We start from the raw sequence: 25,666 nt of genomic DNA on the forward strand, positions 1-25,666 counted from the left end.
GCCGCGCGGTCAGCCGCTGTCCTTTTTCCGGCGGTCGGTCGACGCGACGACCGAGCGTGGGCTTCGGGGGCGTGGACGCCTCGTGGCCGGGACGGGGCCGCCCGTGCGGCCCCGCTGGTTGGAGACGCCGCCCGGTGGCTCGGTGCGCCGCGCGGGGCCGCCCGACCGCCCCGCCGGGCCCGTTCGTCCCGCCAGGCGCGTCCGCTTCGTGGGGCGCGTCCGTCCCGTCGAGCCCGGCCGCCCCGTTGGGCCCGGCCGCCCCGTTGGGCCCTTTCGCTCCGTCGGGCCCGGGCCGCGGGGCGTTTCGGCTGGTGGTGGGGGAGTGGTGGGGGCGCTGACCGTGGTCGTTCCGGTCTGGTGCCGTGGGGCCGGACGGCTGAGTTGGCGTCAAAAATGGTCTATACCTTGACTGGTGCAGACCAAGCCCTCTTGACTGGTTCCTGTCACATTCGGGGGGCGACAGGAAAAGGGTGATCCAGTGGTAAGGCAACGCATCCTCGCCTTCCTGGCCATGACCGGGCTCGTCGGCGCCCTCGCCGTGCTCGCGCCGGGGTACACGGCGAGCGCGGTACCGGCCTGCGTGACGCCGTGGCAGGCCGGGACCGTCTACCTGGGCGGCGACACCGCCTCCCACAGCGGGCACAACTGGCGGGCCAAGTGGTGGACCCAGGGCGAGGCGCCGAGCTCCGGCGGCTCGGGCGTCTGGGAGAACCAGGGCACCTGTGGCGACGGCGACAGCCCCGGCGACCCGGGCGACCCCGGTGACCCGGGTGACGGCGACTTCCTCGTCTCCGAGGCGCAGTTCCAGCAGATGTTCCCGAACCGGAACCCCTTCTACACCTACCAGGGCCTGACGGCCGCGCTCAGCGCGTACCCCGGGTTCGCCAACACCGGGGACGAGACGACCCGCAAGCGGGAGGCCGCCGCGTTCCTGGCCAACGTCAGCCACGAGACGGGCGGCCTGGTCCACATCGTGGAGCAGAACGAGGCCAACTACCCGCACTACTGCGACGCCTCCCAGCCCTACGGCTGCCCCGCCGGACAGGCGGCCTACTACGGGCGCGGCCCCATCCAGCTCAGCTGGAACTTCAACTACAAGGCGGCCGGTGACGCCCTCGGCCTGGACCTGCTGCGCAACCCGCACCTGGTGCAGAACGACTCGGCCGTCGCCTGGAAGACGGCGCTGTGGTACTGGAACACCCAGTCCGGTCCCGGCACCATGACCGGTCACCAGGCCATGGTGAACGGGCACGGCTTCGGCGAGACGATCCGCAGCATCAACGGCGCCCTGGAGTGCGACGGCCGCAACCCGCGCCAGGTGCAGAGCCGGATCGACAACTACCAGCGCTTCACCCAGCTCCTCGGGACGACGCCGGGCTCCAACCTGAGCTGCTGACGCCCTCCCCGCACCTCCCGCGCGCCCGGCCGGCGTGCCAGGCGGTGGCCGCAGCGCCCGCTGCGGCCACCGCCGACGTGTGCGACCACCGCGAGCGCCGCGCTCGCCGCCCGCCGGGCCTGCCGCCCCTCGCTCGCCGCGCCTGCGGCCCGCCGCGTTGGCCCGGTGCGCCCGCGCCTCGCCTTCTCGCCACTCCGCCGCGCGTGCGGCTCCGCGCGCACCGGGCTGGTTCCAGGGGGCGTCGCAACACCCCGGAGCGGGGATGCGACGGAACGCGAGATCCGGGAGGGCCGGGGCAGGCGCCCGGCCGTAAGGCCCTGTCCCGCTAGCGGGAGGGGCGCCTCCGGCTCACGGGCCGGGGCCTCAGCGTCCTGGAGGCACGCGGGATCGTCGGCCTCGACATCGTCGGCCTCGACCGGCGCGCCGGGATGCGGTGGCGCGGTGGCTGCCGGGCCACGGGAAGCGTCGCGCGGTGTGCGGGGCCGCCGCTGCCCGGGCCGGTCGCCGTCCAGTGCCCACGCCGCCTCCGAGCCGGCCGTCCGTGCCCGATCGCCGCCTGACGCCGCCCGGGGGGCGGTTCGTCCGGTGTGTCGGGGGTGGCCGGATACGCCCGGTGCGGAGTCGACGTCAGCACAAATTCATCACATTGTCGGCCGGGGGCAGGGTCCGATGGGTGAAAGGTCGCACTTGTGTGTGGGGAGGGTGCGGTAGATTTCGGCCGACGCGGTGTTGGAGGGGCGGACGTCCCGGAGGAGTCCGGAGGGAGACGTGTGACGCGCCTCGGCGCAAGCGCTCGGTACTTCGAGGGGTGCACACAGACATGAGCCTCAACTCACCCGTCTTCGTCGACGGCAGCGGACGGCGCAGACGGCTGCTGCGGCGGGTCGGCTGGCTGCTCGGGCTGGCCTGTGCCGGGTACGCCGCGGTGCTGGGCGTCAGCCTGTCCGGCGGGAGCTCGAACGCCCCGTGGCTGCCGATATCGGGGCAGGCCGAGCCGCCAGCCGAGCAGGTCCGGCCCGCGTCCGAGCCCAGCCCCAGCGAGACGGCGCCCGAGCCGGAAGCCGTGGAGCCCCCGGCGCCGGAGACCGCGCCGACGCGGGTGGCGGAGCGTCCGGTGAGCGACGCCGTGCCCGTGCCCCGGTCCACCAGCGCGCCCGCGCCCCGGCCCACGGACTCCGGGCCCGCCACCGAGCCGGAGCCCTCGAAGACGTCGGTGACCCCGCCGGCGTCGCCCAGCCCGCCCGACCGGCCCACCGTGGAGCCGGGCCCCGACGGCCCCGCCCCGCCGGACACCCAGGGCGGCGGCGACGGCGACGAGGGGGACGCACCCGGCGCCGGTGACGAGGACGAGGACACCCCGGACGGCGACGCCGCGGACGAGGGCGCCGTCCGCCGATGAGCACCCCCGCCCACAAGCGGCAGCGCGGTCCCCGCCGCCTGCCCCTGCGCTACCTGCTGCCCTCGCTCGTCCTGGTCGCCGTCACGGTGATGCTGCTGCTGCGCGGCTACGTGCACAGCGAGTTCCTCGCCGACCACCGCGTCAGCCCGCCCACCGCGCAGAACGAGGTGCCGGACGAGATCCTGGAGGGCGGCCCGGTCATCGACGTCCGGGACGGCGAGCCGGTGACCTACGACGTGCCGGACCACAGGATCGTGCTCACCTTCGACGACGGCCCCGACCCCACGTGGACGCCGAAGGTGCTGGACGAGCTGGCCCGCTACGACGCGCACGGCGTCTTCTTCATCACCGGGGCGATGGCCGCGCGCCACCCGGACCTGGTGCGGCGCATGGTGGACGAGGGCCACGAGATCGGCCTGCACACCTTCAACCACCCCGACCTCTCCTTGCAGTCGCACGCCCGGGTGGACTGGGAGCTGGCGCAGAACCAGCTCTCGCTGGCCGGGGCGGCGGGCATCCGCACCTCGCTGTTCCGGCCGCCCTACTCCTCGCACTCCTACGCGCTGGACAACACGAGCTGGCCGGTGTCGGAGTACATCGGCCGGGAGCTGGGCTACCTCACCGTGCTCAACGACACCGACAGCAAGGACTGGGCCCGTCCCGGAGTCGACGCGATCGTCGACAACGCCATGCCGGACGTGCCCGGCGAGGGCGCGATCGTCCTCATGCACGACGCGGGCGGCGACCGCTCGCAGACGGTCGCCGCGCTCGGCCGGATGCTGCCGGAGCTGAGCGAGCGCGGGTACGAGTTCACCAATCTCACCGAGGCGCTGGACGCGCCGAGCGCGCACACCGAGGTCACCGGCTTCACGCTGTGGCAGGGCAGGGCGTTCGTCGGCGCGGTCACGGTGTCGCAGAACGCGATGAGCGTCCTCGTCGTCGCGCTCGCCGTCATCGGCACGCTGGTGTTCGCGCGGTTCGGCCTGATGCTGGTGCTGTCCTTCGTGCACGCCCGCCGGGTGCGCCGGCCCGGGTTCTCCTGGGGCCCGCCGGTCACCGAGCCGGTGACCGTGCTCGTCCCGGCGTACAACGAGCGCAAGTGCATCGCCAACACCGTGCGGTCGCTGGCCGCCAGCGACCATCCGATCGAGGTCATCGTCATCGACGACGGCTCCCGGGACGGCACCGCCGACATCGTCGAGGACCTCGCGCTGCCCGGGGTGCGCGTCGTGCGGCAGCCCAACGGCGGCAAGCCGGCCGCGCTCAACAACGGCATCGCGCACGCCTCCCACGACATCGTGGTGATGATGGACGGCGACACCGTGTTCGAACCGACCACGGTGCGGGAACTGGTGCGGCCCTTCGGCGACCCGACCGTCGGCGCGGTCGCCGGGAACGCCAAGGTGGGCAACCGGGACACCCTCATCGGGGCCTGGCAGCACATCGAGTACGTCATGGGCTTCAACCTCGACCGGCGCCTGTACGACGTGCTGCGCTGCATGCCCACCATCCCCGGGGCGGTCGGCGCCTTCCGCCGCACCGCGCTGGAGCGCGTCGGCGGGATGAGCGACGACACGCTGGCCGAGGACACCGACATCACCATGGCGCTGCACCGCGACGGCTGGCGCGTCGTCTACGCCGAGAACGCGCGGGCCTGGACAGAGGCGCCGGAGACGGTGCAGCAACTGTGGTCCCAGCGCTACCGCTGGTCCTACGGCACGATGCAGGCCATCTGGAAGCACCGCAGGTCCCTGATCGAGCGCGGGCCCTCCGGCCGCTTCGGGCGCGTCGGCCTGCCGCTGGTGTCGCTGTTCATGGTGCTCGCCCCGCTGCTCGCCCCGCTCATCGACGTCTTCCTGCTGTACGGCATCATCTTCGGGCCGACGGGGAAGACGGTCGGCGCCTGGCTGGGCGTGCTGGGCGTCCAGGCGCTGTGCGCGGCCTACGCCTTCCGACTGGACCGGGAGAAGCCGACGCACCTGCTGTCCCTGCCGCTCCAGCAGATCCTCTACCGGCAACTGATGTACGTCGTGCTGCTGCAGTCCTGGATCACCGCGCTGACCGGTGGCCGGCTGCGCTGGCAGAAGCTGCGCCGCACCGGCGCGGTGGAGTCCGCGCCGACGGCCGACTCCCGCCGCCCGTCGCCGCCGGACCGCGAGGCCCGGGAAAGGACGCCCGCCGCATGACGCACGCCGCACCGGTGCCCCCTGCCGTACCGTCCCCCGCCGGACCGCCCCCTGCCGTACCGTCCCCCGCCGGACCGCTTCCCGCCCGTCCGGCGTCCGCCGCCACCGCCGCGCCGCTCCCCGGGGCCGCGGAACCGACCGGGGCCCCGGCGCCGGCCGCCCCCGCGGCACCCGGCCGGGACCGGTACCTGGACCTCCTGCGCGCCCTCGCGCTCCTGCGCGTCGTCGTCTACCACACCTTCGGGTGGGCCTGGCTGACGTTCCTCTTCCCGTCCATGGGCGTGATGTTCGCCCTCGCCGGGTCGCTGATGGCCCGCTCGCTGCGCCGGCCGGCGCGGGGCGTCATCAAGCAGCGCGTGCGGCGGCTGCTGCTGCCGCTGTGGCTGTACGGCGTCCTCGTCCTCGGCATGCTGTTCTTCCAGGGCTGGGGGCCGGCCAAGGGGGAGGAGGTCTGGTTCTGGCTGCGCCTGCTGTGCTGGGTGGTGCCGGTCGGCTCGCCGCCCTTCCCGTGGCACATCGGTGACGAGGGCGGCGTCCTCTCCGACACCTGGGCCGTGCAGGCCGCCGCGCCCCTGTGGTACCTGCGCGCCTACTTCTGGTTCGTGCTGCTCTCCCCGCTGCTGCTGTGGTGCTTCCGGCGGCTGCCGTGGGTGACGCTGCTCGCCCCGCTCGGCCTGACCGCGCTGCTCGGCACCGGCCTGGTCGACATCCCGGGCCAGACCGGCAACGCCGTGGTCGACTTCGTCACCTTCGGCTCCTGCTGGGTGCTCGGCTTCGCCCACCACGACGGGCTGCTGCGCCGCATCCCGGCCTACGTCGCGCCGTCCCTCGCCCCGCTGTTCATGGCGCTCGGCCTGTGGTGGGCCACCGGACACCCCGGGCCCGACGGGCTGGACCTCAACGACATCCCGCTCGCGCAGGCCCTGTGGTCCTTCGGCTTCTGCGTGCTGCTGCTGCGCGTCAGCCCCTCCTGGGAGCGGCTGCCCGGGCGCCTGGCCCGCTACGAGCGGCTGGTGACGCTCGCCAACAGCCGCGCGGTGACGCTGTACCTGTGGCACGAGATCGCGCTCATCGCCACCATTCCGCTGCTGGACCCGCTGTGGAGCATCCCCGGCGTGTGGCCCACCCACGCGGACCTGCTGACCAGTCTGTACCCCCCGATGATGTTCGTGCTCGTCTGGCCCCTGGTGGCGGTGTTCATCGTCGCGGTGGGCTGGGCCGAGGACGTCGCCGCGCGGCGCCGCGTCCGGCTGTGGCCCACCGGCGGCCGGACGGCCACCGCACGGGCGGGGGAGGCCGGACGGCGGCAGGCCGGGCGGCGGCGGCCGGGGGCCGGTGGCCCGGGGTGACGGCCGTTCGCGGACCCTCCTCGGGCTGACGCCGGTCCGCTCCTGCGGCGCGGTACCCGCCACCGCCGCGCGCCGGGCCCTACCGTGCGAGTCCGGGGCGGCGCACCGCCGCCCTCCGGCGGACCGGACGAGGTGGCGATGGACGGCAGGCGCGACGGTCACGGCCCGGCGCGGCCCGGCTTCTGGCGCAGTCCGCTGCGCGGCCCGTGGCTGACGTCCGCCCTCGGTGGCGTCCTGCTCCTCGGCGTCCCCGTGCTCCTCCTGACGGGGCTGCTCTCCTACGCCGCCTACAACCCCGACCTGCCCGGCAACGACACGACCCCCGACCGGGGCCTGCTGGGCTTCTACCTCTTCCCCTGGCCCACCGACCCGCACTGGCTGTACCGGCTGACCCAGGGCGTCCACGTCACCCTGGGCATCGCGCTGATCCCCGTGCTGCTGGCGAAGCTGTGGTCGGTCGTCCCGCGGTTGTTCACCTGGCCGCCGGTGCGCTCGCCCGCGCACGCCCTGGAGCGCCTCTCGCTGCTGCTGCTCGTCGGCGGCGTGCTGTTCGTGTTCGCCACCGGCGTGCTCAACGTGCAGCTCGAGTACGTCTTCCCCGGGTCCTTCTACCCGCTGCACCTCTACGGCTCCTGGGTGTTCGCCGGTGCCTTCGCGGTGCACGTCGCCACGCGCGCCCCCGCCGCCCTGCGCACGCTGCGCGGCCGCTCCCCCGACGGTGGTACGGCGCCGGGGGACGGCGGTCCAGCGGACGCGGCCGGGCTCGCCACCCCGCGCCCGGCCGCGCCGACGGTCTCCCGGCGCGGCGCGCTGGCCACGGTGGGCGGCGGCTCGCTGCTGCTGTTCGGCGTCACCGTGGGGCAGAGCGTCGGGGGACCGCTGCGCTCCACGGCGCTGCTCGCCCCGCGCGGCCAGGACGCCGGGCCCGGCCCGAACGGCTTCCAGGTCAACAAGACGGCCGCCGCGGTGGGCGTCGGGGAGCGGGACGTCGGCCCCGACTGGCGCCTGGTCGTCCGCGGTGGCGGCCGCGAACGCGTGCTGAGCAGGGCGCAGTTGCTCGCCCTGCCGCAGCACCGGGCGGCGCTGCCGATCGCCTGCGTGGAGGGGTGGTCCACGACCGACCAGGAGTGGAGCGGGGTGCGGCTGGCCGACCTCGCCGCGCTCGTCGGACTCGGCGCGCGGCCGCCGTGGGTGTTCGTCGACTCCGTGCAGGCGGCGGGCGCGTTCCGCTCGGCGGCGCTGCGCGAGAACCAGGTGCGCGACCCGCGCTCGCTCCTCGCGCTGCGCGTCAACGGCGCGGACCTCTCCCTGGACCACGGCTACCCCGCACGCGTCATCGTCCCGGCCAACCCCGGAGTGCACAACACCAAGTGGGTGGGCGCGCTCGCGTTCGGAGAGCGCGGGTGAGCGCCCGGCGCCGCACGCGGTACGGAGCGTCACCGGCGCACCTGCTGCTCGTGCTGTGCTCCCTCGCCCTCGCCGGGTACGCCGGGGTCCGGCTGCTGGGCGGCCGCGAGCCGTGGCTGGTGGCCGCCTGGTTCGTCGGCGCCGCCCTCGTGCACGACCTGGTGCTGCTGCCCCTCTACACGGTGACGGACCGCGCCGCGCAGGCGCTGTTCGGCCACCGCCCCGGCACGCGCCGCCTCGTCGGCCACGTGCGGGTGCCGGTGCTCCTCTCCGGCCTGCTGCTGCTCACCTACCACCCGCTCATCCTCGGCCGTGTGGAGGCGTACCCGGCGACCACCGGGCTCTCCGGCGACGTCTACCTCGGCCGCTGGCTGCTCATCACGGCCACGCTGTTCGCGGCCTCGGCGCTGGTGCTGGTGGTCCGCCTGTGGCGCGCCCGGGCGCGCGGTGAGACCCCGGCCTGAGCGCCGCCCCGCGCCGCGGCCACCCGTTCGCCGCGTTCGGCGGCGCGGGGCGCGGTCGCCCGGCCTATCGTGCGAGCGTGGCCCCCGCCGAGCTGATCCGCATCGCCACCCGTTCGTCCCCGATGGCGCTCGCCCAGGTGGAGCGGGTGCGCCGGGAGCTGGCCGGGCACTACCCGCGGCTGGCCACCGAGGTGGTGCCCGTGAGCGCCTACGGCGACCGGTGGACCGGCAACCTGGCCCCGCTGGGCGGGAAGGCGGCCTTCACCCGGGAGGTGGACGCCGCGCTGGCGGACGGCGCGGCCGACATCGCGGTGCACTGCCTGAAGGACGTGCCCGGGGACCAACCGCTGCCCGAGGGAACCCGGTTCGCCGCGTTCCTGCGCCGCGACGACGTGCGCGACGCCCTGGTCCATCCCGAAGGGCGCACCCTGGACGAGCTGCCCCGGTGCACCCGCGTCGGCACCTCGTCGGTGCGCCGCGCCGCCCAGCTCGCCGTGTCCCATCCGCACCTGCGCTGCGTCCCGTTGCGCGGCAACGTCGGGCGGCGACTGGAGAAGCTGGCCGAGGGCCGCGTCGACGCGCTGGTCCTCGCGGTGTGCGGCCTGGCCCGCATCCGCGCCGTGGACCGGGTCGCCCAGGTGCTGCCCGTGGAGGTCATGTGCCCGCCCGTGGGCGCGGGGGTGCTCGCCCTGCGCTGCCGGACCCGGGACGCCGCCGCGCTGCGCTACGCGGCGGCCCTCAACGACGCCGCCACCGAGCGCGCGGTGCGGGCCGAGCGCGCGCTGCTGGGCACCCTGCGCGGCCACTGCAACAGCCCGCTCGCGGGGTACGCCCGGACGGCGCCCGACGGCACGCTCACCCTCACCGCGCGCGTCTTCTCACCCGACGGCGCCACCGTCCTCGCCGCGACCGCCGCGACCGCCGCGACCGCCGCGACCGCCGTCGGCGAAGGCGCCGCGGACCCGGAGGCGCTCGGGCGCCTGGTCGCCGGTGAGCTGCTCGCCCAGGGCGCCCGCGCCGTCATCGACGCCATCGCGCACTGAACCTCAGTTATTTGACCGATCGTTCTGCATACGGCTAGGGTCTCGTCGCGTGGCCAGAACCAGGGAATTCGATCCGGACGCCGTGCTCCAGGCCGCGTTGGAGCTCTTCTGGCGGCGCGGCTACGCGGCGACGTCGATGGCCGACCTCGTCGAGCACCTCGGCATCGGGCGCGCCAGCCTCTACGCCACCTTCGGCAACAAGCGCGAGCTGTACCTGAAGGCGCTGGAGCGCTACACCGAGGCGCGCGACCCGGTGCTGGTGGCCGAGCTGTCCCAGCCCGGCCCCGTGCTGCCCGCGGTGCGCGCGCTGGTGCGCCGCTACGCCGCCGAGGCCGCCTGCCCCGAGCGGCGGCTGGACGGCTGCTTCGTCACCAACACGGCGGCCGAGCTGGCCCCGCACGACCCGGTCGCGGCCCGCCGGGTCGAGGCGAGCTGGGACCACGTGGAGACGCCGCTGCACGCCGCGCTGATCCGGGCGCGGGCGCAGGGCGAACTGCCCGCCGAGCGCGACCCGCGGGGGCTGGCCCGCATGCTGCTGGTACTGCTCCAGGGGCTGCGCGTGGTGGGCAAGGCGTCCAGCGACCCCGCCCGCGTGCGCGAGGCGGCCGAACAGGCGCTGACGCTGCTGGACTGAGCGCGGCCCGGCGCCGTCACGGGTGCGCCGCGTCCCGGGTTCCCCGCCGCCCCCCGGGCGCCGCGCGCTCCGCTCGGCGCGCGGGCGTTCCGTGCCGCGTGCGGGCGCGGGTGCGTGCCGCACCTCCGGCGCCTGTGCCGGGGGCGCGTCCCGGTCGCGCGGCCCCGGGGTCGCGCGAGGCCCCGGGCCCGCCCGCGCTGTGCCGTGCTCCGCCCTGCCCCGCGTCCACGCTGTCCACGCTGACGCTGTTCCACGTGGTGCCGTGCCCGTGCGGCGTCACAGGTCGTCGGGTGCGGTTTTCTCTGCCACTGAAATGGACCGAACGGTCCAGAAAGAGGGGGGTCACATGGCCGATCAGACAGCCGTCACCGCGCCCGGGGGCAGCCGCCCTGGGCGCGCCCGTCCGCCCGGCCGGACGCTGGCGCTGCTGGGCGCCGTGCAGGTCACGCTGATCTACACGCTCGCCGTCATCGTGGTGCCCCTGCCGGACATCGCCGCGGAGTTCGGGCTGCGCCGCGCCGACGTGCTGCTGCTCAGCGCGGCCTACGGGCTGACCTTCGCCGGGCTGCTCCTCTTCGGCGGCCGGCTGGCCGACCGGTACGGCGGCCGTCCCGTCCTCACCGGCGGGCTCGCCCTGTTCACGCTCGCCGCCGCGGCGGCGGCCCTCGCCCCCGGGTACGCCGTCCTGCTGGGCGCCCGCTTCGCCCAGGGCGCGGGTGCGGCGCTCGTCGCGCCCGCCGCGATGGCCGTGCTGCGCACCGTCTTCCCGGACCCCGCCGCGTACGGGCGGGCGATGGCCACCTGGGGCGGCCTGTCCGTCCTGGGCGCGACGATCGGCAACCTGCTCTCCGGCCCCCTCGCCGCCCTCGCCTCCTGGCGTCTGGCCCTGGCCCTCCCGGCCGCCGCCGCCCTCGCCGCGCTGGCCTGCGCCCCGCGCCTGCTGCCCGCCGGTGTCCCGCCCGGCTCCGGTATGCCCGCCGCCGGTCCCGCCGGTCCCGCCGGTCCTGCCGGTCCCGCCGGTCCGCCCGTCACCGGTCCGCCCGCCGCCCGGCGCCTGGACCTGCCCGGCGCCCTGCTCGCCACCACCGGCGTCACGCTCGCCAGCTACGGCCTGGTCGGCGTCGAGGCCCACGCCTGGGGATCGGCCGCCGTGCTCGTCCCCCTGCTCGCCGGGGCCGTGCTGCTGGTCGCGTTCCGCTACGCCGAACACCGCGCCCCCGACCCGCTGCTGCCCCCCGGCTTCCTGCGCGGCCGCGCCCGTGCGCTGGGCCTGGCCGCGGTCGCCCTCAGCGCCTGTGCCACCGCGCTCACCTTCATCGCGCTCTCGCTCCACCTGCAACAAGACCGGGGCTGGAGCGGGCCGCAGACCTCCGCCGCCTTCGTCCCCTACGCCGCCGTGCTCATCGGCTCCGGGCGCCTGGCCGGGCGGCTCATCGCGCGGCACGGCGCCGGGCGCACCACCGCCGCGGGGCTCGGCGCGGCCGGGCTCGGCGTCGCCCTGCTCGCGCTCACCGGGCTCCACGGCCAGGCCGCGTACCCGGTCGGGGTGCTGCCCGGGCTCCTGCTGCTGGCCGCGGGCACCGGGTGCTCGTTCGCGGGCGCCGCCGTCCTGACCACCGACCGGGTGCCGCCCGCGCAGGCCGGGCTCGCCGGGGGCGTGTTCAACACCGCCATGGAGCTCGGGCCGACCGTGCTCTTCGCCGTCCTGCTCACACTCGGCAGCGACGCCGTCTCGCTGGCCGCGACGGGCGCCCTGCTCGCCCTCGTCGCCCTGACCTCCCACCGCCACACCAGGTGATCACCTACCCGTCTCCCGAAGGAGCTCCCATGCACCGCTTCACCGACACCGCCGTGCTCGTCACCGGCGCGGGCTCCGGCCTCGGCCGGGCCATCGCGCTCGCCTTCGCGGCGGAGGGCGCCCGCGTGGCCGTCGCCGGCCGCACCGCCGCCACCCTGCGCGAGACGGTCGCACTGATCGAGGACGCGGGCGGCACGGCCGCCGCCGTCCCCGCCGACGTCACCGACTCCAGCCAGCTCCGCGACCTCGTGCGCGCCACCGTCGACCGGTTCGGCGGCCTGCACGTCGCCGTCAACAACGCCGGGGTCTTCGGCGGTGGCGCGCCCACGGCCGAGGTGCGTGAGGAGGACTGGGAGGCGGTGCTGCGCACCAACGTGACCGGGGTCTTCCTCGCCATGAAGCACCAGATCGCCCACATGGCGGCCCACGGCGGTGGCGCGATCGTGAACGTCTCCTCCAACCTCGGCACCCACCTGCGCGTCCCGCACGCCGCGCCCTACCTCACCTCCAAGGCCGCCGTCACCACCCTCACCCGGGCCGCCGCCCTGGACCACGTCCACCAGGGCGTGCGGATCAACGCCGTCAGCCCCGGCGCCGCCGAGGGGCCGATGTCCCTGCGCCCCGGCGAGAGCGAGGCCGAGCGCGCCGAGCGCATGAAGTCCGAGAACCCGCTCGGCCGCCTCGCCTCGGCCGACGAGGTGGCCGCCGCCGTCCTCTACCTCGCCTCCCCGGCGGCCGGTGCCGTCGTCGGCTCCGACCTCGTCATCGACAGCGGCTCCGCCGCCTGACCCGCCACCGGACCGTCTTCCGGCCCCCAGGGGCCGGAAGACGGGTCCGCTACCGGTGTGAGACGCGGCTGATACGGCCACCGGCTACCATCGCCGCGACCGCCTTTGCCGGCTTCACGTACGTCAACGGGCGGTGTTGTGCCAGCGCTTCAGCTCCACTCTAGGGTGTGCCCATGCGAATACCGAAGATCGTCACGGCGGTTGCGGCCGCCGCACTGCTCACCGCCGGCTGCGGCGGCGACGACGGCGGCGGTGACGGTGGCGGGGGGACCCGGGCGGACGCCGCCGCCGGAGCCGAGGAGACGCCGACCCCGGCCGAACCGCTCGCCGTGGAGATCACCGGGCCCCAGCAGGACGTCGTCGAGTCCCACGACGACCTCGTCGCGCCCTCGCCGGAGCCCGGCAGCGGCGCGGAGTTCACCGAGAAGGTCGAGTACAAGCTGCGCGAGAAACTGCTCCGCCAGGCCAAGGTGAACGGCGAGACCACCGCGGACTGCCCCGACGGCATCACCCGCGAGGCCGGCGCGACCAGCACGTGCACCGCCACCTACGAGGGCGTGGAGATCCCCTTCGAGGTGACGATCAGCGACCGCTACGAGGAGGGCGACTTCCTCATCCAGTACGACACCGCACCGCAGCAGGACCTCCTGGTCGCCAAGCGGGTGTTCCACGAGTTCTGGGAGCGGCACCAGGACAGCGGCGGGTACGAGCAGACGCTGAGCTGCGACGAGCTTCCGGCGGCCGTCGCCGTCGACCGGGGCGGCGACAGCGGCTACCAGTGCCAGGTCTGGCACGAGGCCGGTGACACGACCACGGTGTTCAACGTGACGACGGACTCCTTCGGCCCGGAGTTCGTCTCGGCGGGCGACTGACGCCCCCTCACCCGCGCGGCGGTGCGCGGCGCCCGGCACCGGCGCGCCGGGCACCGGCGGGCCACGGCGCGCACCGCCGGGCACGCCCCGGCCCACGGGCGGCCCCGGCGACGCAGCGGCCGCCTCCGCCGCCCGGGCGGGGCGTCGCGGCGAAGCCGGAGGGGGCCGGGAGCCGGGGCCCGGGCGACGCCGGCAGGACCGCGCCGCCTGGCCCTCCCGCGCCCGAAGCCCGCTTCCTCACCCCGGCACGGCCGCCCGCGGGGCGGGGGACGGACGGTCGGCACTGGGGCGGGGAGCCGGGCGCCAGGTGGTGACGAGGGCGGCGGCGAGGAGGAGTTCGGCGATGTCGCCGCCGTAGTACATGATCTCCGCGCCGCCCCGCACCTCCGGGACCGGCGCGTGGACGCGGAGCCAGAAGCCGCCGTACATCAACTGCGAGATCACCGAGTGCAGCGCGATGCCGCAGCCCAGGTAGACCAGGCGGACGCGGACGCCGGGCCGGGCGGGCGCGGGGTCGGGCCCGGCGATGACGTAGGCGAACAGGCACCCGGCGAACAGGAAGTGGGCGTGCAGCAGCCAGTGCCCGGCGGGGTGGGCCGTGGCGGCGGCGTACAGCGGGGTGAAGTAGAGCACGGCGAGGCTGCCGGTGGACAGCAGCAGGGCGACGGCCGGGTGCGCGAGCAGCCGCGCGGGGCGGCTGTGCAGGGCGGCCGTCAGCCGGCGGGCGCGCGGGGCGGGCAGCGTCCGCAGCAGCAGGGTGACGGGTGCGGCGAGCACCAGCGCGAGCGGCGCGTACATGCCGACGAGCAGGTGCTGCGCCATGTGGCCGCGGAAGTCGGCGTGCGCGAACGGGGCGACGGGCGGCAGGAGCGCGACCGCCAGCAGGGCGATCCCGGTGAGGAAGGCGGCCGTCCGCCCCCGGTGCCAGCCGCGCACGGGGTTGCGGCGGCGGGCCCGGCGGGCCAGGCGGAGGTAGCCGGCGGCGCAGGCGAGCAGCGCCAGCGCGGGCAGCAGCACCTCCAGCGCGCCGCCCGCCCCGCCGCCCGGTGCCGGGTGCGGGGTGTGGCCCATCAGGCGTCCCGCTCCGGGCGCCCGGTGGCCGCGCCGTCCGGGGCGCGTCCGCCGTCGGGGCCGTGTTCGTCGTCGGGGGCGTCCGGGGCGAGGGGTCGGCCGCCGCGCTGGAGCAGGTAGCCGCCGACGAGCAGCAGTGCGCCGAGGGCGAGGAAGCCGAGGTCCCACCACAGCCGGTGCGGGCCGTCGTGGACGTGGTGGATGCCCAGCACGTGGTGGTCCACGACGCCTTCGACCAGGTTGAACAGGCCCCACCCGACCAGCACCCAGCCCCACAGCACGCGCGAGGTCCACACCCGGCGGCGGCGGTGGGTCACCCGGGAGTAGAGCAGGGCCAGGCCGATCAGGACGGCGAACCAGCACACCGTGTGGAAGACCCCGTCCCACACGGTGTTCATCTCCAGCCCGGAGACCGTGTCCGGGTCGTAGTAGCGCACCCCGACGCGGTCGGTGTCCGTGCTGCTGAGCATGTGGTGCCACTGGAGGAGCTGGTGCAGCAGGATGCCGTCGACGAACCCCCCGAGCCCGACGCCCAGCACGATCCCGGGCAGCCGGAGGTCGGCCGGTGGGCTCGTGGCCCGGGTCCCACGCGCGCTGGTCGCCATCGCTGTCGTCTCCGTCCCGTCGGCACTGGGGGCGCTCGCGCGCCCCGGGTTTCCCCGTCCCGCGCGCCGTAGTCGTCCCGGGCCCCGGTTTCCGCCACCCGGCCCACCGCCCCGGCCGCCGCCCGGGGCCTCACCACCGCGGCCACCTTGGCCATCGCGGCCACCGCGCCCGCGCCCCCGGACCCCGGGCGCGCGCGGGGCCGCCCGGGCGCGCGCGCCGCGCCGCGTCGCGGGGGCGGTCGTAGCCTGGCGGGAGCAAGCGTTGAGGACGACTGCTCAGGAGGCTCCCATGGACGTCGATGTCGTCGACGTGGCCGAGCGTGAACGGTACGAAGCGCAGTCCGACGGCCTGGTGGCCGGTGTCCTGGAGTACCGGGACCACGGCCAGATCCGGGAACTGGTCCACACCGAGGTGGCCGGGGAGTTCGAGGGCGAGGGCGTGGGCGCCACGCTGGCCCGCTCCGCGCTGGACGGGCTCCGCGCCGAGGGTCGGCACGCGCGGCCCACCTGCGTGTTCGTCGCCGAGTGGATCCTGCGCCACCAGGACTACCTGGACGTGGTGGAACCGGACGCGCAGGCCCGCGTGACCACCCGCTGAACGCCCGCGTCCGGGGGCCCGGCGGCGCGGGCTCCCGCCCGGGCCCGGCGGCGCGGGCCCGCGTCCGGGGCCCGCCGGCCTAGGACAGCCAGCCGTTCATCGCGGCGCGGACGCCGGCCTGGAAGCGGCTGTTGGCGCCGAGGCGGTCCATCAGGTGGGCGACGATGCGGCTCACCGAGCGCGGGGACAGGCCGAGCTGGTGGGCGATGACGTCGTTCTTCTTCCCGGCCGCGAGCAGCAGCAGCACGTCGCGTTCGAGCTGGGTGGGCTCCGGGCCGTTCTCCTGCTCCTCGGCGGTGAAGTCCAGGCCGCGGTCCCAGTGGTGCTCGAACAGGCGGCACAGGAAGCCCAGGACGGCCGGGTCGCGGACGAGGACGACCCCGGCCGCCTGGTTCTCCGGGTCGGCCGGGAGCACGGCGGACTCGTTGTCCGTGATGAGCATGCGCGAGGGCAGCACACCGGTGGTGCGGATGCGGGCGCCGGCCGCGCTGATCTGCGCGGCGTAGCGGGCGGTGGGCAGGTGCTTGCGCGCGGCGTGCTGGAAGAGCGTGCGCATGCGGACGCCGCGGGCCAGCGTCTCCTCGTCCAGCCGGGCGGAGGTGCGGATCGCCGCCTCGGCCAGCCCGCCGCCGGGCACCAGCACGTCCAGGGAGGACGAGCAGTGGCGGGCGAGGTCGTCCATGACGGAGCGGATGTTGTCGATGCCCTCGATGATCTCGATGCTGCCCTTGTCCGAGCGCAGGCTGCGCGCCTCCAGGTAGACCCCGGTCAGGGCGTGCAGCCGGGCACGGGTGGCGGCGATGGCCGTCTGCTGCTCCAGGACCTCCTTCTGCGCCGTCGCCAGCAGCGTGTCGGCGGCCGTCTCGGGGCTGACGGCGGCCCAGCCGCCGCCCGGGGCGGGCTGGAGCAGCCCGAGACCGGCGAGCCGGAGCTCGGCGGCCTCCACGTCCTGGGGGGTCATGCCCGCACGGACGGCGATCCGCTCGACCGGCTCTGTTGCGTGGGTGACGCGGAGCCGGTAGACCTGCGACGTCGTCGCGTCTATTTCCCCTGTCTCACGCACCTTCTCCGCCTTCTCTTGGGTCTCGAAGCTTACGTGGGCGACAACGTGCCAGGCGAGATGCCGCCAGGGGGAAACCCTTGGCACGCAGGACGAATGCAACAAACATCATGGTCAGAGGACGGCCTTCGGCTGGGGCCGCCTCTACTGCTCGGAACGAAGGAGAAACTCGTGAAGCGGTTCACTCGGATCTTCGCCGGGACCCTGATAGCCGCGCTCGCCCTCGGCGGCTCGCTGGCGTCGGTCGGCTCCAGCGGCGCACCCGCCGCGGTCGAGGCGGGCGCCACCGGGGAGGACACCTGGACGGTTTGGTGACCCAGCCCTAGCGCCGCCACCCACCCACCACGGAGACCTCATGACCACGCTCGTGCTCAACGGGGGAGCGAGCACCGACTACGCGGAGATGCTGCCGGAGCTGGCCGCCGACATGGTGGTCTTCACCGAAGCCCCGCTGCCGGGCCCCGAGCGCTACGCGTACTACGAGGAGGTCGCCGGGTGCTCGCGGGTGCCGTACCCGGAGCTGGCGGTGCTGCGGATGGCGTCCGACCCGGTGTCGCCGGTGCGGTTCAGCCAGGTGCTGGCGGCCGACGAGTTCGACCTCCAGCGGGCCGGGCGGCTGCGCGAGCGGCTCGACCTGCCGGGGCAGAGCGAGGCCAGCGCCCGCGTCTTCCGGGACAAGGCGCTGATGAAGGACTACGCCGTACACGGCGTGCCCGTCCCCGCCCACGCTCGGCTGCACACGTTCTGCGACCTGCTGGAGTTCGTGGCGCAGCGGGACTACCCGGTCGTCGTCAAGCCGGTCGGGCAGGGCGGCGCGCGGGACGTGACCGTGCTGCGGGACGAGGGCGACCTCGCCGTGTTCGCCCGGCGCCCGTGGCGGGAGGACCTGATCGCCGAGGAGTTCGTGCACGGGGAGGTCTACCACGTGGACGCCGTGCTCGCGCCGGGCTTCCGGTTCGTCTCCGCCGGCCGGTACTACACCGGCTGCCTGGAGGTGCTCTCCGGGGCCAACAACGGCTCCGTCCTGCTCCACCCGCGCGAACCCATGGCCGCACGGCTCACGCGGTTCCTGGACACCCTGCTCACGGTGCTGCCCGCCCCCGAGGTGGGCGCCTACCACCTGGAGGTCTTCCACACCACCGACGACCGGCTGGTGCTGTGCGAGGTGGCGTGCCGCGTCGGCGGCTCGCGCATCCCGCAGCTCATCCGCCGCACCTGGGGCGTCGACCCGCAGGAGACGTGGTTCCGGCTCGCCGCCGGACTGCCGCTGCGCGCCGCACCCCTGCCCGCGCCCCGCGCCGTGCACGGAGACATCGCGATGACGCCCCGCCCCGGGCACGTCGTGGCCGTGCCCGAGGCACCCCCCTACGACTGGGTCCGCGAACACCGCACGGTGCTCGCCCCCGGTGAACTGAGCGAAGGGCCGCTGCACAGCGCGGCGAGCGTCTGCTGGACGGTCGTCGCCGGTGCCGACAGCCCCGAGCTCATGGACCGCCTGCACACCTGCGAGGGCTGGCTCGCCGAGCACCTGGAACACGGTGCTCCGGAGCCGGTCGCATGAAGCCGCCACCCCCCACGCCCACGGCCTTGCTCCTCAACCCCCGCCGCGAGGCCATACGGGCGGCACGCGCGGTCGGGGCCAGACCCATCGTGGTCGGCCCCGACCTCGCGGCTCCGGGCATGAGACGCCTCGTCGCCGAAGCCGACGAGGCGATCACCTGCGACTGGACCGACACCACGCGGCTGTGCGCCGCACTGCGCTTCCACACCGGCGTCCCACGGACGTCGGTGTTCGGCTTTGACGCCGCCGGCGCCATGGCCGCCGCCCGCGCCAACGCCGCGCTGCGACTGCCCGGCAACCCGCCCGGTACCGTGCGCGCCCTCACCGACCCGGTGCTGCGGCGGGAGCTCGCCAACGCCTACACCCCCTTCCCCGTCCGCGCCGAGCGGTGCCGCGCCGACGAGCTGGCCGCGACCGCCGCGCGGGTCGGCTACCCCTGCGTCGCCCGCACCGCCGGCGGCGACCTGCACGTGCTGCGCACCGCGCCGGTGGCCACCGCGCTCGCCCGGCTGCTGGCCGCCGGCGAGCCGGACGCGCCGCTGCTGGTCGAGGAGCAGCTCACCGGGCCGCTGTGCACGGCCTCCGCCCACTCCTACGGTGGCGCCCACACGGTGCTCGCCCTCGCCCCGCACGACGCCGACGCGCCCACCGCGCACGCCGTCGCCCGGCTGCTGACGGCCACCCTGGACGCCGTCGACCACCGCGTCGGCCTCGCCCACGTCAGCGCCGTCCTCACCCCGCACGGCCCCCGCCTGCGCGACGCCGGCCCCGGACCCGGCCCGGGTGCCGACCCCGCCGCCTGCTACGCCACGGCCATCGCGGCCGTCCTGGACCTCCCCCAGCCCGCCCACCGGGCCGCCGCAGGCTAGCTGTTCTGTCTCGGCCCTTCCGCGTCACCTCCCCGCCCCGGTGCGCCGCCCGCCGTGCCCTCCCGCCGGGCCGGGCACACGCCGCCCGCCCCCGCGTCCCCGGCGGCCCGGAGCGCCGGTACGCCCGGGGCGCGAGACGGGCGGGCCCGGGGCGGTGAGAAACTCCGCGCGGCGGGCACGTAACACCGGGAAACCGCCGGAACCGAGCCTGTCACCCGGCGACGGGCCGAGGACCGCGCGGCCTGGACCGAGACGGGGACGAGGACCACTCATGCCACAGCAGGACAGCACGCCGCAGGACGGGGCACCGGACCCTGAGCAGGACCCTGAGCAGGAGCAGGAGCAGGAGCAGGAGCAGGAGCAGGAGCAGGAGCAGGAGCAGGAGCAGGAGCAGGTCCGCGGCCAGGGGCAGGCCGAGGGGCGGGACCGCCCGGGAAGCCGGCCCCCGGGCCCGGGCGGGGCGGTGGGCCGGGTGGTGGACGCGGGGCCGCTGGCCGGGTTCACCGTCGGCGTCACCGCCGCGCGCCGCGCCGAGGAGCTGATCGGGCTGCTCCAGCGGCGCGGGGCGGCCGTCCAGCACGCCCCGGCCCTGCGCACCGTGCCCCTGGCCGACGACGCCGAACTGCTCGGCGCCACCCGGAGCGTGCTGGAGGCGGCGCCCGACACGGTGATCGCCACCACCGCCGTCGGGTTCCGCGGCTGGGTGGCGGCGGCACAGGGCTGGGGCCTGGGCGACGCGCTGCTCACCGCGCTCGGCGGCGCCGAACTGCTCGCCCGCGGCCCCAAGGTGCGCGGCGCCGTCCGCGCGGCCGGGCTCACCGAGGACTGGTCGCCCGCCTCGGAATCACTGGCCGAGGTGCTGGACCGGCTGCTGGCGGAGGGCGTCGCGGGCCGCCGCGTCGCCGTCCAGCTCCACGGCGAGCCGCTGTCCGGCTTCTGCGCGGCGCTGAGCGAGGCAGGCGCGGAGGTGGTGGCCGTCCCCGTCTACCGCTGGCTGCCGCCGGAGGACCTCGACCCGCTGGACCGCATGGTCGACGCGGTCGCCGCCCGCGCGCTGGACGCCGTCACCTTCACCAGCGCGCCCGCAGCCACCTCGCTGCTGCGCCGGGCCGCCGAGCGCGGGCTGCGCGAGCGGGTGCTGGCGGCGCTGCGGGAGGACGTGCTGGCCGCCTGCGTGGGGCCCGTGACGGCGGCACCGCTCGCCGAGCACGACGTGCCCACCGTGCAACCGGAGCGGTTCCGGCTCGGGCCGCTGGTGCGCCTGCTGTGCACGGAGCTGCCGGGCCGGGCGCTGGTGCTGCCGGTCGCCGGGCGGCGCCTGGAGATCCGCGGGCACGCCGTCGTGCTGGACGGCGACCTGCGCGCCGTGCCCCCGGCCGGGATGGCGCTGCTGGGCGCGCTGGCGCGCCGGCCGGGGCGGGTGGTCCCGCACGCCGAGCTGCTGCGGGTGCTGCCCGACGCGCGGGGCGACGCGCAGGCGGTGGAGACGGCCGTGGCCGGGCTGCGCTCCGCGCTGGGCGCCCCGGAGCTGGTCCAGACCGGCGTCCGGCACGGCTGCCGGCTGGCGCTCGACGCCGGGCCGGGCGCCGGGCGCGGCGGGCGGTAGCCGCCCGCCGCGCCCGTCCGCCGCACCGCGGGTGCGCGCGCGTGCGCGGTCGCGTACGGTGGACGGCTGCCCTGAGTACAGCAGAAGGGGGCCCTTGCGTTGGAGGCGCAGGACACAGGCGTCCGCGAGCGGGAGATCCGCGCGGAACAGGCACACCTGGACGCGGTCTACCGCCGCCTGGAAGAGAAGATCCACGAGGCCGAGTTCCTGATGGCCGACGCCGGCAAGGGCGCCCAGGTCGGCACGCCCGGCGCGCTCGCCGAGCGGGACGCGCAGGTCTTCCGGGCCGGGGTGCACCTGAACCGGCTGAACAGCGAGTACGAGGACTTCCTCTTCGGCCGCATCGACCTGCTCGACGGCAAGAGCGGCGAGCGCGGCCCGGACGGCGCCTACACCTCCGTCGAGCCCGCCGAGGGCGCCGTCCGCCCCGACGGGACCGCCGACATCGCCGAGACCCTGCACATCGGCCGTCTCGGCGTGCTCGACGCCGACTACACGCCCCTGGTCATCGACTGGCGCGCGCCCGCCGCCGCGCCGTTCTACCGCGCCACGCCCGTCGCCCCCGGCCGCGTGGTGCGCCGCCGCGTCATCCGCTCGCGCGGGCGCCGGGTGCTCGGCGTCGAGGACGACCTGCTGCGCCCGGAGCTGACCGCCCGGCTGGACGGCGCGGAGCTGCCCACCGTCGGGGACGGCGCCCTGATGGCCGCGCTGGGGCGCTCGCGCGGCCACACCATGCGCGACATCGTCGCCTCCATCCAGGCCGAGCAGGACGAGGTGATCCGCGCCCCGGCAGCCTCGGTCACCGAGGTCGAGGGCGGCCCGGGCACCGGCAAGACCGCCGTCGCCCTGCACCGCGCCGCCTACCTGCTCTACCGCGACCGGCGCCGCTTCGCCGGCGGCATCCTCGTCGTCAGCCCGACCCCGCTGCTGGTCGCCTACACCGAGGGCGTGCTGCCGTCGCTCGGGGAGGAGGGGCAGGTCGTCATCCGCGCGCTCGGCTCGCTCGTCGAGGGCGCCGAGGCGGACGCGTACGACCCGCAGCCGGTCGCCCGCGTCAAGGGCTCGGCCCGCATGACCCGGGTGCTGCGCCGCGCGGCCCGCGGCGCGCTGGAGCTGGCGGGCGACCCGGCCGCGGCGCGCGGGCTGCGGGTGGTCGTCTTCGGCGCCCGCGTCGAGCTGGACGCCCGGGAGCTGCGGGAGATCCGCGCCACCGCGCTCGGCGGCACCGCGCCGGTGAACCTGCTGCGCCCGCGCGCCCGCAAGCTGCTGCTCGACGCGCTGTGGGCGAAGTCCGGCGGGCCCGTCCGCTACCCGCCGGGCTCCGACCCGGAGCTGGCCGCCGAGGCCCGGCAGGCGTTCGACGAGGACGTGGCCGAGGAGGACGACTTCCTCGGCTTCCTCGCCGCCTGGTGGCCGGAGCTGACCCCGCGCCGGGTGCTGGCCGCCATGCGGGACGAGAAGCGGCTCGCCCGCTACGGCCGCCGCGTGCTCCAGCAGCGCGAGGCGCGCCGGGTGGCCCGCTCGCTGGCGCGGCTCGACGACGCCGGGTCGGGGCCGCTGTCCGTCCACGACGTGGCCCTGCTGGACGAGCTGCACGCCGTGCTCGGCGCCGTGAGCAGGCCGCGGAAGACGGAGATCGACCCGCTGGAGCAGTTCACCGGGCTGCCCGAGGTCACCACGGCCGCCGACCGCGATCCCACCCGGCGCGCGCACCGCCAGGTCGTGCCCGAGGAGCGCCGCGACTACGCCCACGTCATCGTCGACGAGGCGCAGGACGTCACGCCGATGCAGTGGCGGATGATCGGCCGGCGCGGGCGCCAGGCGACCTGGACGGTCGTCGGGGACCCGGCGCAGTCCTCGTGGTCCGACCACGAGGAGGCCGCCGAGGCGCGGGCGGAGGCGCTGGGCACCCGGCCCCGGCGCCGCTTCGAACTGACCGTCAACTACCGCAACCCCGCCGAGATCGCCGAACTGGCCTCCCGGGTGCTGGCGCTGGCCATGCCCGGCACGCAGCCGCCCAAGGCGGTGCGCTCCACCGGCCTGGTGCCCCGGTTCGCCGTCGCCGCCGCGGACGGCCTGCCGGGCGCCGTGCGGGCGGAGGCCGAGCGGGCGCTGGCGGAGGTGGAGGGCACGGTCGGGATCGTCGTGCCGATGGCCCGGCGGGCGGAGGCCGCACAGTGGCTCGCGGGGCTGGGCGAGCGCGTGGTGGCCCTGGGGAGCCTGGAGGCCAAGGGCCTGGAGTACGACGCGACGGTCGTGGTGACGCCGGCCGACATCGCCGACGAGTCGCCCGCGGGGCTGCGGGTGCTCTACGTCGCGCTGACCCGGGCCACCCAGCGGCTGACGATCCTCTCCGGCCCCCGGGACGCGCCCGACGCCGCCGGAGTGCCGGACCTCCTGCGGGACTGAGCCCCCGGGCGGCCCGGCCCAGGGCCCGGGCCGGGTGGCCGCCGGGGCCCGCGCACCGTCGCGCGGGGCGGCAGGGACGGCGGGTCCGCGGCGGGTTCGCGGCGGGTTCGGCGGAGTGGAATCAGCGGCGGGGAGCGTTTGTTAGCCTGGAGGTGGCGCCGGCCCGATCCATGCCCCCGGGCCCAACCATCGTCGCTTCGAGCGACCACTTGCCGCGAGGCGAGCTGGCGGGTCGGCGTCACCCAGGCAACCTGGTCACACGAGAAGCGGGTCTCCCGGCGGGGAGGCCCGCTTTTCGCGTGGCCGGACGGGCCCCGGCTTCCCTCCGCGGAGCTTCCTCTCGTATAGTGGAAATCACTTTCCGAATCGCGACGTCTTTACCGCGTACCCGGTGGTAGGTGCGACGATTCGGAGGCAAACGCGCACCCGCGAAGTGCTTGAAGGAAAGCAGAGGAAGTCGGCATGGCTACGGCGCCCAGCGTGTCCTACTCGATGACCGTCCGGCTGGAGGTCCCGGTCGGCGGGTCGGCGGTCAGCCAGATCACCAGCGTCGTGGAGTCCTCCGGCGGCCACGTCACGGCCCTGGACGTGACGGCCTCCGGGCACGAGAGCCTGCGCATCGACGTCACCGTCGCCGCCAGCTCCACCGACCACGCCAACGCGATCGTGCAGAAGCTCGGCGAGATCGACGGGGTCTCGCTCGGCAAGGTCTCCGACCGCACGTTCCTCATGCACCTCGGCGGCAAGATCGAGATGTCGTCCAAGCACCCCATTCGCAACCGTGACGACCTCTCCATGATCTACACGCCCGGCGTCGCCCGGGTGTGCACCCAGATCGCCGCCAACCCCGAGGACGCGCGGCGGCTGACCATCAAGCGCAACAGCGTCGCCGTCGTCACCGACGGCTCGGCCGTGCTCGGCCTGGGCAACATCGGGCCGCAGGCCGCGCTGCCGGTCATGGAGGGCAAGGCGGCGCTGTTCAAGCGGTTCGCCGGCATCGACGCCTGGCCGCTGTGCCTGGACACCCAGGACGCCGACGCCATCGTGGAGATCGTCAAGGCCATCGCCCCCGGCTTCGCGGGCATCAACCTGGAGGACATCTCCGCGCCGCGCTGCTTCGAGATCGAGGCCCGGCTGCGGGAGGCCCTGGACATCCCGGTGTTCCACGACGACCAGCACGGCACCGCCATCGTCGTCCTGGCCGCCCTGCACAACGCCCTGCGCGTCGTCGGCAAGGACATCGAGGACGTGCGCGTGGTGATGTCCGGCGCCGGGGCGGCCGGCACGGCGATCCTCAAGCTGCTCATGGCCGCCGGCGTCCGGCACGCGGTGGTCTGCGACATCAACGGGGTCGTCCACTGCGACCGCGCCGACCTCAAGGACGTGGACGGCGGCACCGCGCTGCGCTGGATCGCCGACCACACCAACCCCGACGGCGTCACCGGCACCCTCAGGGACGCGGTGGCGGGCGCCGACGTCTTCATCGGCGTCTCCGCGCCCAACGTGCTCACCGCCGAGGACGTGGCCACCATGGCCGAGGGCGCCATCGTCTTCGCCCTGGCCAACCCGGACCCGGAGATCGACCCCGCCGTCGCCCGGCGGACGGCCGCCGTCGTGGCCACCGGGCGCTCGGACTTCCCGAACCAGATCAACAACGTGCTCGTCTTCCCCGGCGTCTTCCGCGGCCTGCTGGACGCCCAGTCGCACACCGTGACCGACGCGATGATGCTCGCCGCCGCCCGCGCGCTGGCCGACGTGGTGGGCGAGGAGGAGCTGAACGCCAACTACATCATCCCCAGCGTCTTCAACGAGAAGGTCTCCGGAGCGGTGGCCGACGCGGTCAACGACGCGGCGGTCCGCTCCGGCGCGACGGGCTGAGCCGCCCGCGGGGGCGGCGCCCGCGCCCGCTGGGCCGCCCGGGCGACGCCCGAACGTGCACGCGGCCCGGCGCGGCGGCGGTGACGAAGGCCACCGGTCGGCGCGTCGCGGAATGGGGCCCGCCCCCGGCACCCGTAGGGTTGCGCACGGACAAAGCCTGGGGAACGTCATCCTGACGGGACAGCGGAGCTTTTCGTGTGACGACGGGGCCGCCGGATTGGCTTTCCCGCCGCCGCTGGGGGCAGGATGCGTCCCGGGCGCGAGGGTCTGTGGAGTAGACCCGGGTCCCGGCACTGTCCGAGCGGCCTGGCAGCATCGGCTTCGTCTCACGCCTCAACGGCAAGAAGAACACGGGAGTAACACACATGAACCGCACTGAGCTGGTGGCCGCTCTGGCCGATCGCGCTTCGGTGAGCCGCAAGGACGCCGACGCCGTTCTGGCCGCCTTCGCCGAGACCGTCGGCGAGGTCGTCGCCAAGGGCGACGAGAAGGTCACCATCCCGGGTTTCCTGACCTTCGAGCGCACCCACCGTGCCGCTCGCACCGCCCGTAACCCGCAGACCGGTGACCCCATCCAGATCCCGGCCGGTTACAGCGTCAAGGTTTCCGCGGGCTCGAAGCTGAAGGAAGCGGCCAAGGGCAACTAACCGCTCCTTTTCCGGCCCCGGGGCGG

At 75.7% G+C, this 25,666-nt stretch carries 22 protein-coding genes; 19 read left to right on the forward strand and 3 right to left on the reverse strand.

Going from position 1 to position 25,666, the window contains the following annotated elements; translation table 11 throughout:
* Nucleotides 1-511 precede the first annotated feature (511 nt).
* The 11 genes from OSB71_RS18500 to OSB71_RS18550 all read left to right on the forward strand — a co-directional run bounded on the left by OSB71_RS18500 (nt 512) and on the right by OSB71_RS18550 (nt 13,336).
* Nucleotides 512-1,396 (forward strand): glycoside hydrolase family 19 protein, encoded by an 885-nt coding sequence (locus OSB71_RS18500; RefSeq protein ID WP_265949476.1) that lies wholly within the window; start codon nt 512-514, stop codon nt 1,394-1,396.
* A gap of 820 nt (nt 1,397-2,216) precedes the next feature.
* On the forward strand, nt 2,217-2,795 hold the full coding sequence (locus OSB71_RS18505; protein ID WP_265949423.1) for a hypothetical protein: 579 nt from the start codon (nt 2,217-2,219) through the stop codon (nt 2,793-2,795).
* A complete protein-coding gene (locus OSB71_RS18510) occupies nt 2,792-4,981 on the forward strand; it encodes a bifunctional polysaccharide deacetylase/glycosyltransferase family 2 protein (protein WP_265949425.1) in 2,190 nt (729 codons plus the stop codon). The genes OSB71_RS18505 and OSB71_RS18510 overlap by 4 nt, the downstream gene beginning before the upstream one ends.
* On the forward strand, nt 4,978-6,330 hold the full coding sequence (locus OSB71_RS18515) for an acyltransferase family protein (RefSeq protein ID WP_265949426.1): 1,353 nt from the start codon (nt 4,978-4,980) through the stop codon (nt 6,328-6,330). Before OSB71_RS18510 ends, OSB71_RS18515 begins: the two co-directional genes overlap by 4 nt.
* 138 nt (nt 6,331-6,468) lie before the next feature.
* Nucleotides 6,469-7,737 (forward strand): molybdopterin-dependent oxidoreductase, encoded by a 1,269-nt coding sequence (locus tag OSB71_RS18520; protein WP_265949428.1) that lies wholly within the window; start codon nt 6,469-6,471, stop codon nt 7,735-7,737.
* Nucleotides 7,734-8,201: a hypothetical protein gene (locus tag OSB71_RS18525; RefSeq protein WP_265949430.1), complete on the forward strand. Its 468-nt coding sequence runs from the start codon at nt 7,734-7,736 to the stop codon at nt 8,199-8,201. Before OSB71_RS18520 ends, OSB71_RS18525 begins: the two co-directional genes overlap by 4 nt.
* A gap of 77 nt (nt 8,202-8,278) precedes the next feature.
* The gene (hemC, locus tag OSB71_RS18530; RefSeq protein WP_265949431.1) at nt 8,279-9,244 is read left to right on the forward strand and encodes a hydroxymethylbilane synthase; all 966 of its coding nucleotides are present in this window, start codon (nt 8,279-8,281) and stop codon (nt 9,242-9,244) included.
* A 49-nt stretch (nt 9,245-9,293) separates the two neighbouring features.
* Entirely contained in the window at nt 9,294-9,878 is a 585-nt protein-coding gene (locus OSB71_RS18535; protein WP_265949433.1) for a TetR/AcrR family transcriptional regulator, read from the forward strand.
* A gap of 346 nt (nt 9,879-10,224) precedes the next feature.
* Nucleotides 10,225-11,676 carry an MFS transporter gene (locus OSB71_RS18540; protein WP_265949435.1) on the forward strand — a complete coding sequence of 484 codons (1,452 nt, stop codon included), beginning with the start codon at nt 10,225-10,227 and terminating at the stop codon, nt 11,674-11,676.
* Nucleotides 11,677-11,705: 29 nt separating this feature from the next.
* Complete coding sequence (locus OSB71_RS18545) at nt 11,706-12,464, forward strand: SDR family NAD(P)-dependent oxidoreductase (RefSeq protein ID WP_265949436.1); 759 nt, start codon at nt 11,706-11,708, stop codon at nt 12,462-12,464.
* A gap of 173 nt (nt 12,465-12,637) precedes the next feature.
* On the forward strand, nt 12,638-13,336 hold the full coding sequence (locus tag OSB71_RS18550) for a DUF4333 domain-containing protein (RefSeq protein WP_265949438.1): 699 nt from the start codon (nt 12,638-12,640) through the stop codon (nt 13,334-13,336).
* Between the two features lie 237 nt (nt 13,337-13,573).
* On the opposite strand, the gene OSB71_RS18555 is transcribed toward OSB71_RS18550, so the two are convergent.
* Nucleotides 13,574-14,407, reverse strand: coding sequence for a cytochrome c oxidase assembly protein (locus OSB71_RS18555; protein WP_265949440.1), 834 nt, complete (start codon nt 14,405-14,407; stop codon nt 13,574-13,576).
* The gene (locus OSB71_RS18560) at nt 14,407-15,012 is read right to left on the reverse strand and encodes a DUF2243 domain-containing protein (protein ID WP_265949442.1); all 606 of its coding nucleotides are present in this window, start codon (nt 15,010-15,012) and stop codon (nt 14,407-14,409) included. Before OSB71_RS18560 ends, OSB71_RS18555 begins: the two co-directional genes overlap by 1 nt.
* Before the next feature lie 289 nt (nt 15,013-15,301).
* Here OSB71_RS18560 and OSB71_RS18565 point away from each other — a divergent pair, with 289 nt between their 5' ends.
* Entirely contained in the window at nt 15,302-15,610 is a 309-nt protein-coding gene (locus OSB71_RS18565) for a GNAT family N-acetyltransferase (protein ID WP_265949443.1), read from the forward strand.
* Nucleotides 15,611-15,689: 79 nt separating this feature from the next.
* On the opposite strand, the gene OSB71_RS18570 is transcribed toward OSB71_RS18565, so the two are convergent.
* Nucleotides 15,690-16,673, reverse strand: coding sequence for a helix-turn-helix transcriptional regulator (locus OSB71_RS18570; protein ID WP_265949445.1), 984 nt, complete (start codon nt 16,671-16,673; stop codon nt 15,690-15,692).
* Between the two features lie 168 nt (nt 16,674-16,841).
* Here OSB71_RS18570 and OSB71_RS18575 point away from each other — a divergent pair, with 168 nt between their 5' ends.
* The 7 genes from OSB71_RS18575 (at nt 16,842) to OSB71_RS18605 (ending at nt 25,640) form a co-directional block, all read left to right on the forward strand.
* Nucleotides 16,842-16,985: a hypothetical protein gene (locus OSB71_RS18575; protein WP_265949447.1), complete on the forward strand. Its 144-nt coding sequence runs from the start codon at nt 16,842-16,844 to the stop codon at nt 16,983-16,985.
* Nucleotides 16,986-17,025: 40 nt separating this feature from the next.
* Complete coding sequence (locus OSB71_RS18580) at nt 17,026-18,231, forward strand: ATP-grasp domain-containing protein (RefSeq protein WP_265949449.1); 1,206 nt, start codon at nt 17,026-17,028, stop codon at nt 18,229-18,231.
* Between the two features lie 119 nt (nt 18,232-18,350).
* The gene (locus tag OSB71_RS18585) at nt 18,351-19,100 is read left to right on the forward strand and encodes an ATP-grasp domain-containing protein (RefSeq protein ID WP_265949450.1); all 750 of its coding nucleotides are present in this window, start codon (nt 18,351-18,353) and stop codon (nt 19,098-19,100) included.
* A 271-nt stretch (nt 19,101-19,371) separates the two neighbouring features.
* On the forward strand, nt 19,372-20,706 hold the full coding sequence (locus OSB71_RS18590) for a uroporphyrinogen-III synthase (protein WP_265949452.1): 1,335 nt from the start codon (nt 19,372-19,374) through the stop codon (nt 20,704-20,706).
* 99 nt (nt 20,707-20,805) lie between these two features.
* Nucleotides 20,806-23,115, forward strand: a complete 2,310-nt coding sequence (locus OSB71_RS18595) for a HelD family protein (RefSeq protein ID WP_265949454.1) — start codon at nt 20,806-20,808, stop codon at nt 23,113-23,115.
* Nucleotides 23,116-23,577: 462 nt separating this feature from the next.
* Nucleotides 23,578-24,993 carry an NAD-dependent malic enzyme gene (locus OSB71_RS18600; RefSeq protein ID WP_265949456.1) on the forward strand — a complete coding sequence of 472 codons (1,416 nt, stop codon included), beginning with the start codon at nt 23,578-23,580 and terminating at the stop codon, nt 24,991-24,993.
* A gap of 365 nt (nt 24,994-25,358) precedes the next feature.
* Complete coding sequence (locus OSB71_RS18605) at nt 25,359-25,640, forward strand: HU family DNA-binding protein (protein ID WP_265949457.1); 282 nt, start codon at nt 25,359-25,361, stop codon at nt 25,638-25,640.
* Nucleotides 25,641-25,666: the final 26 nt, after the last annotated feature.

This window comes from Streptomyces marinisediminis, assembly GCF_026262575.1.
GTDB classification, from domain to species: Bacteria; Actinomycetota; Actinomycetes; order Streptomycetales; family Streptomycetaceae; genus Streptomyces; species Streptomyces marinisediminis.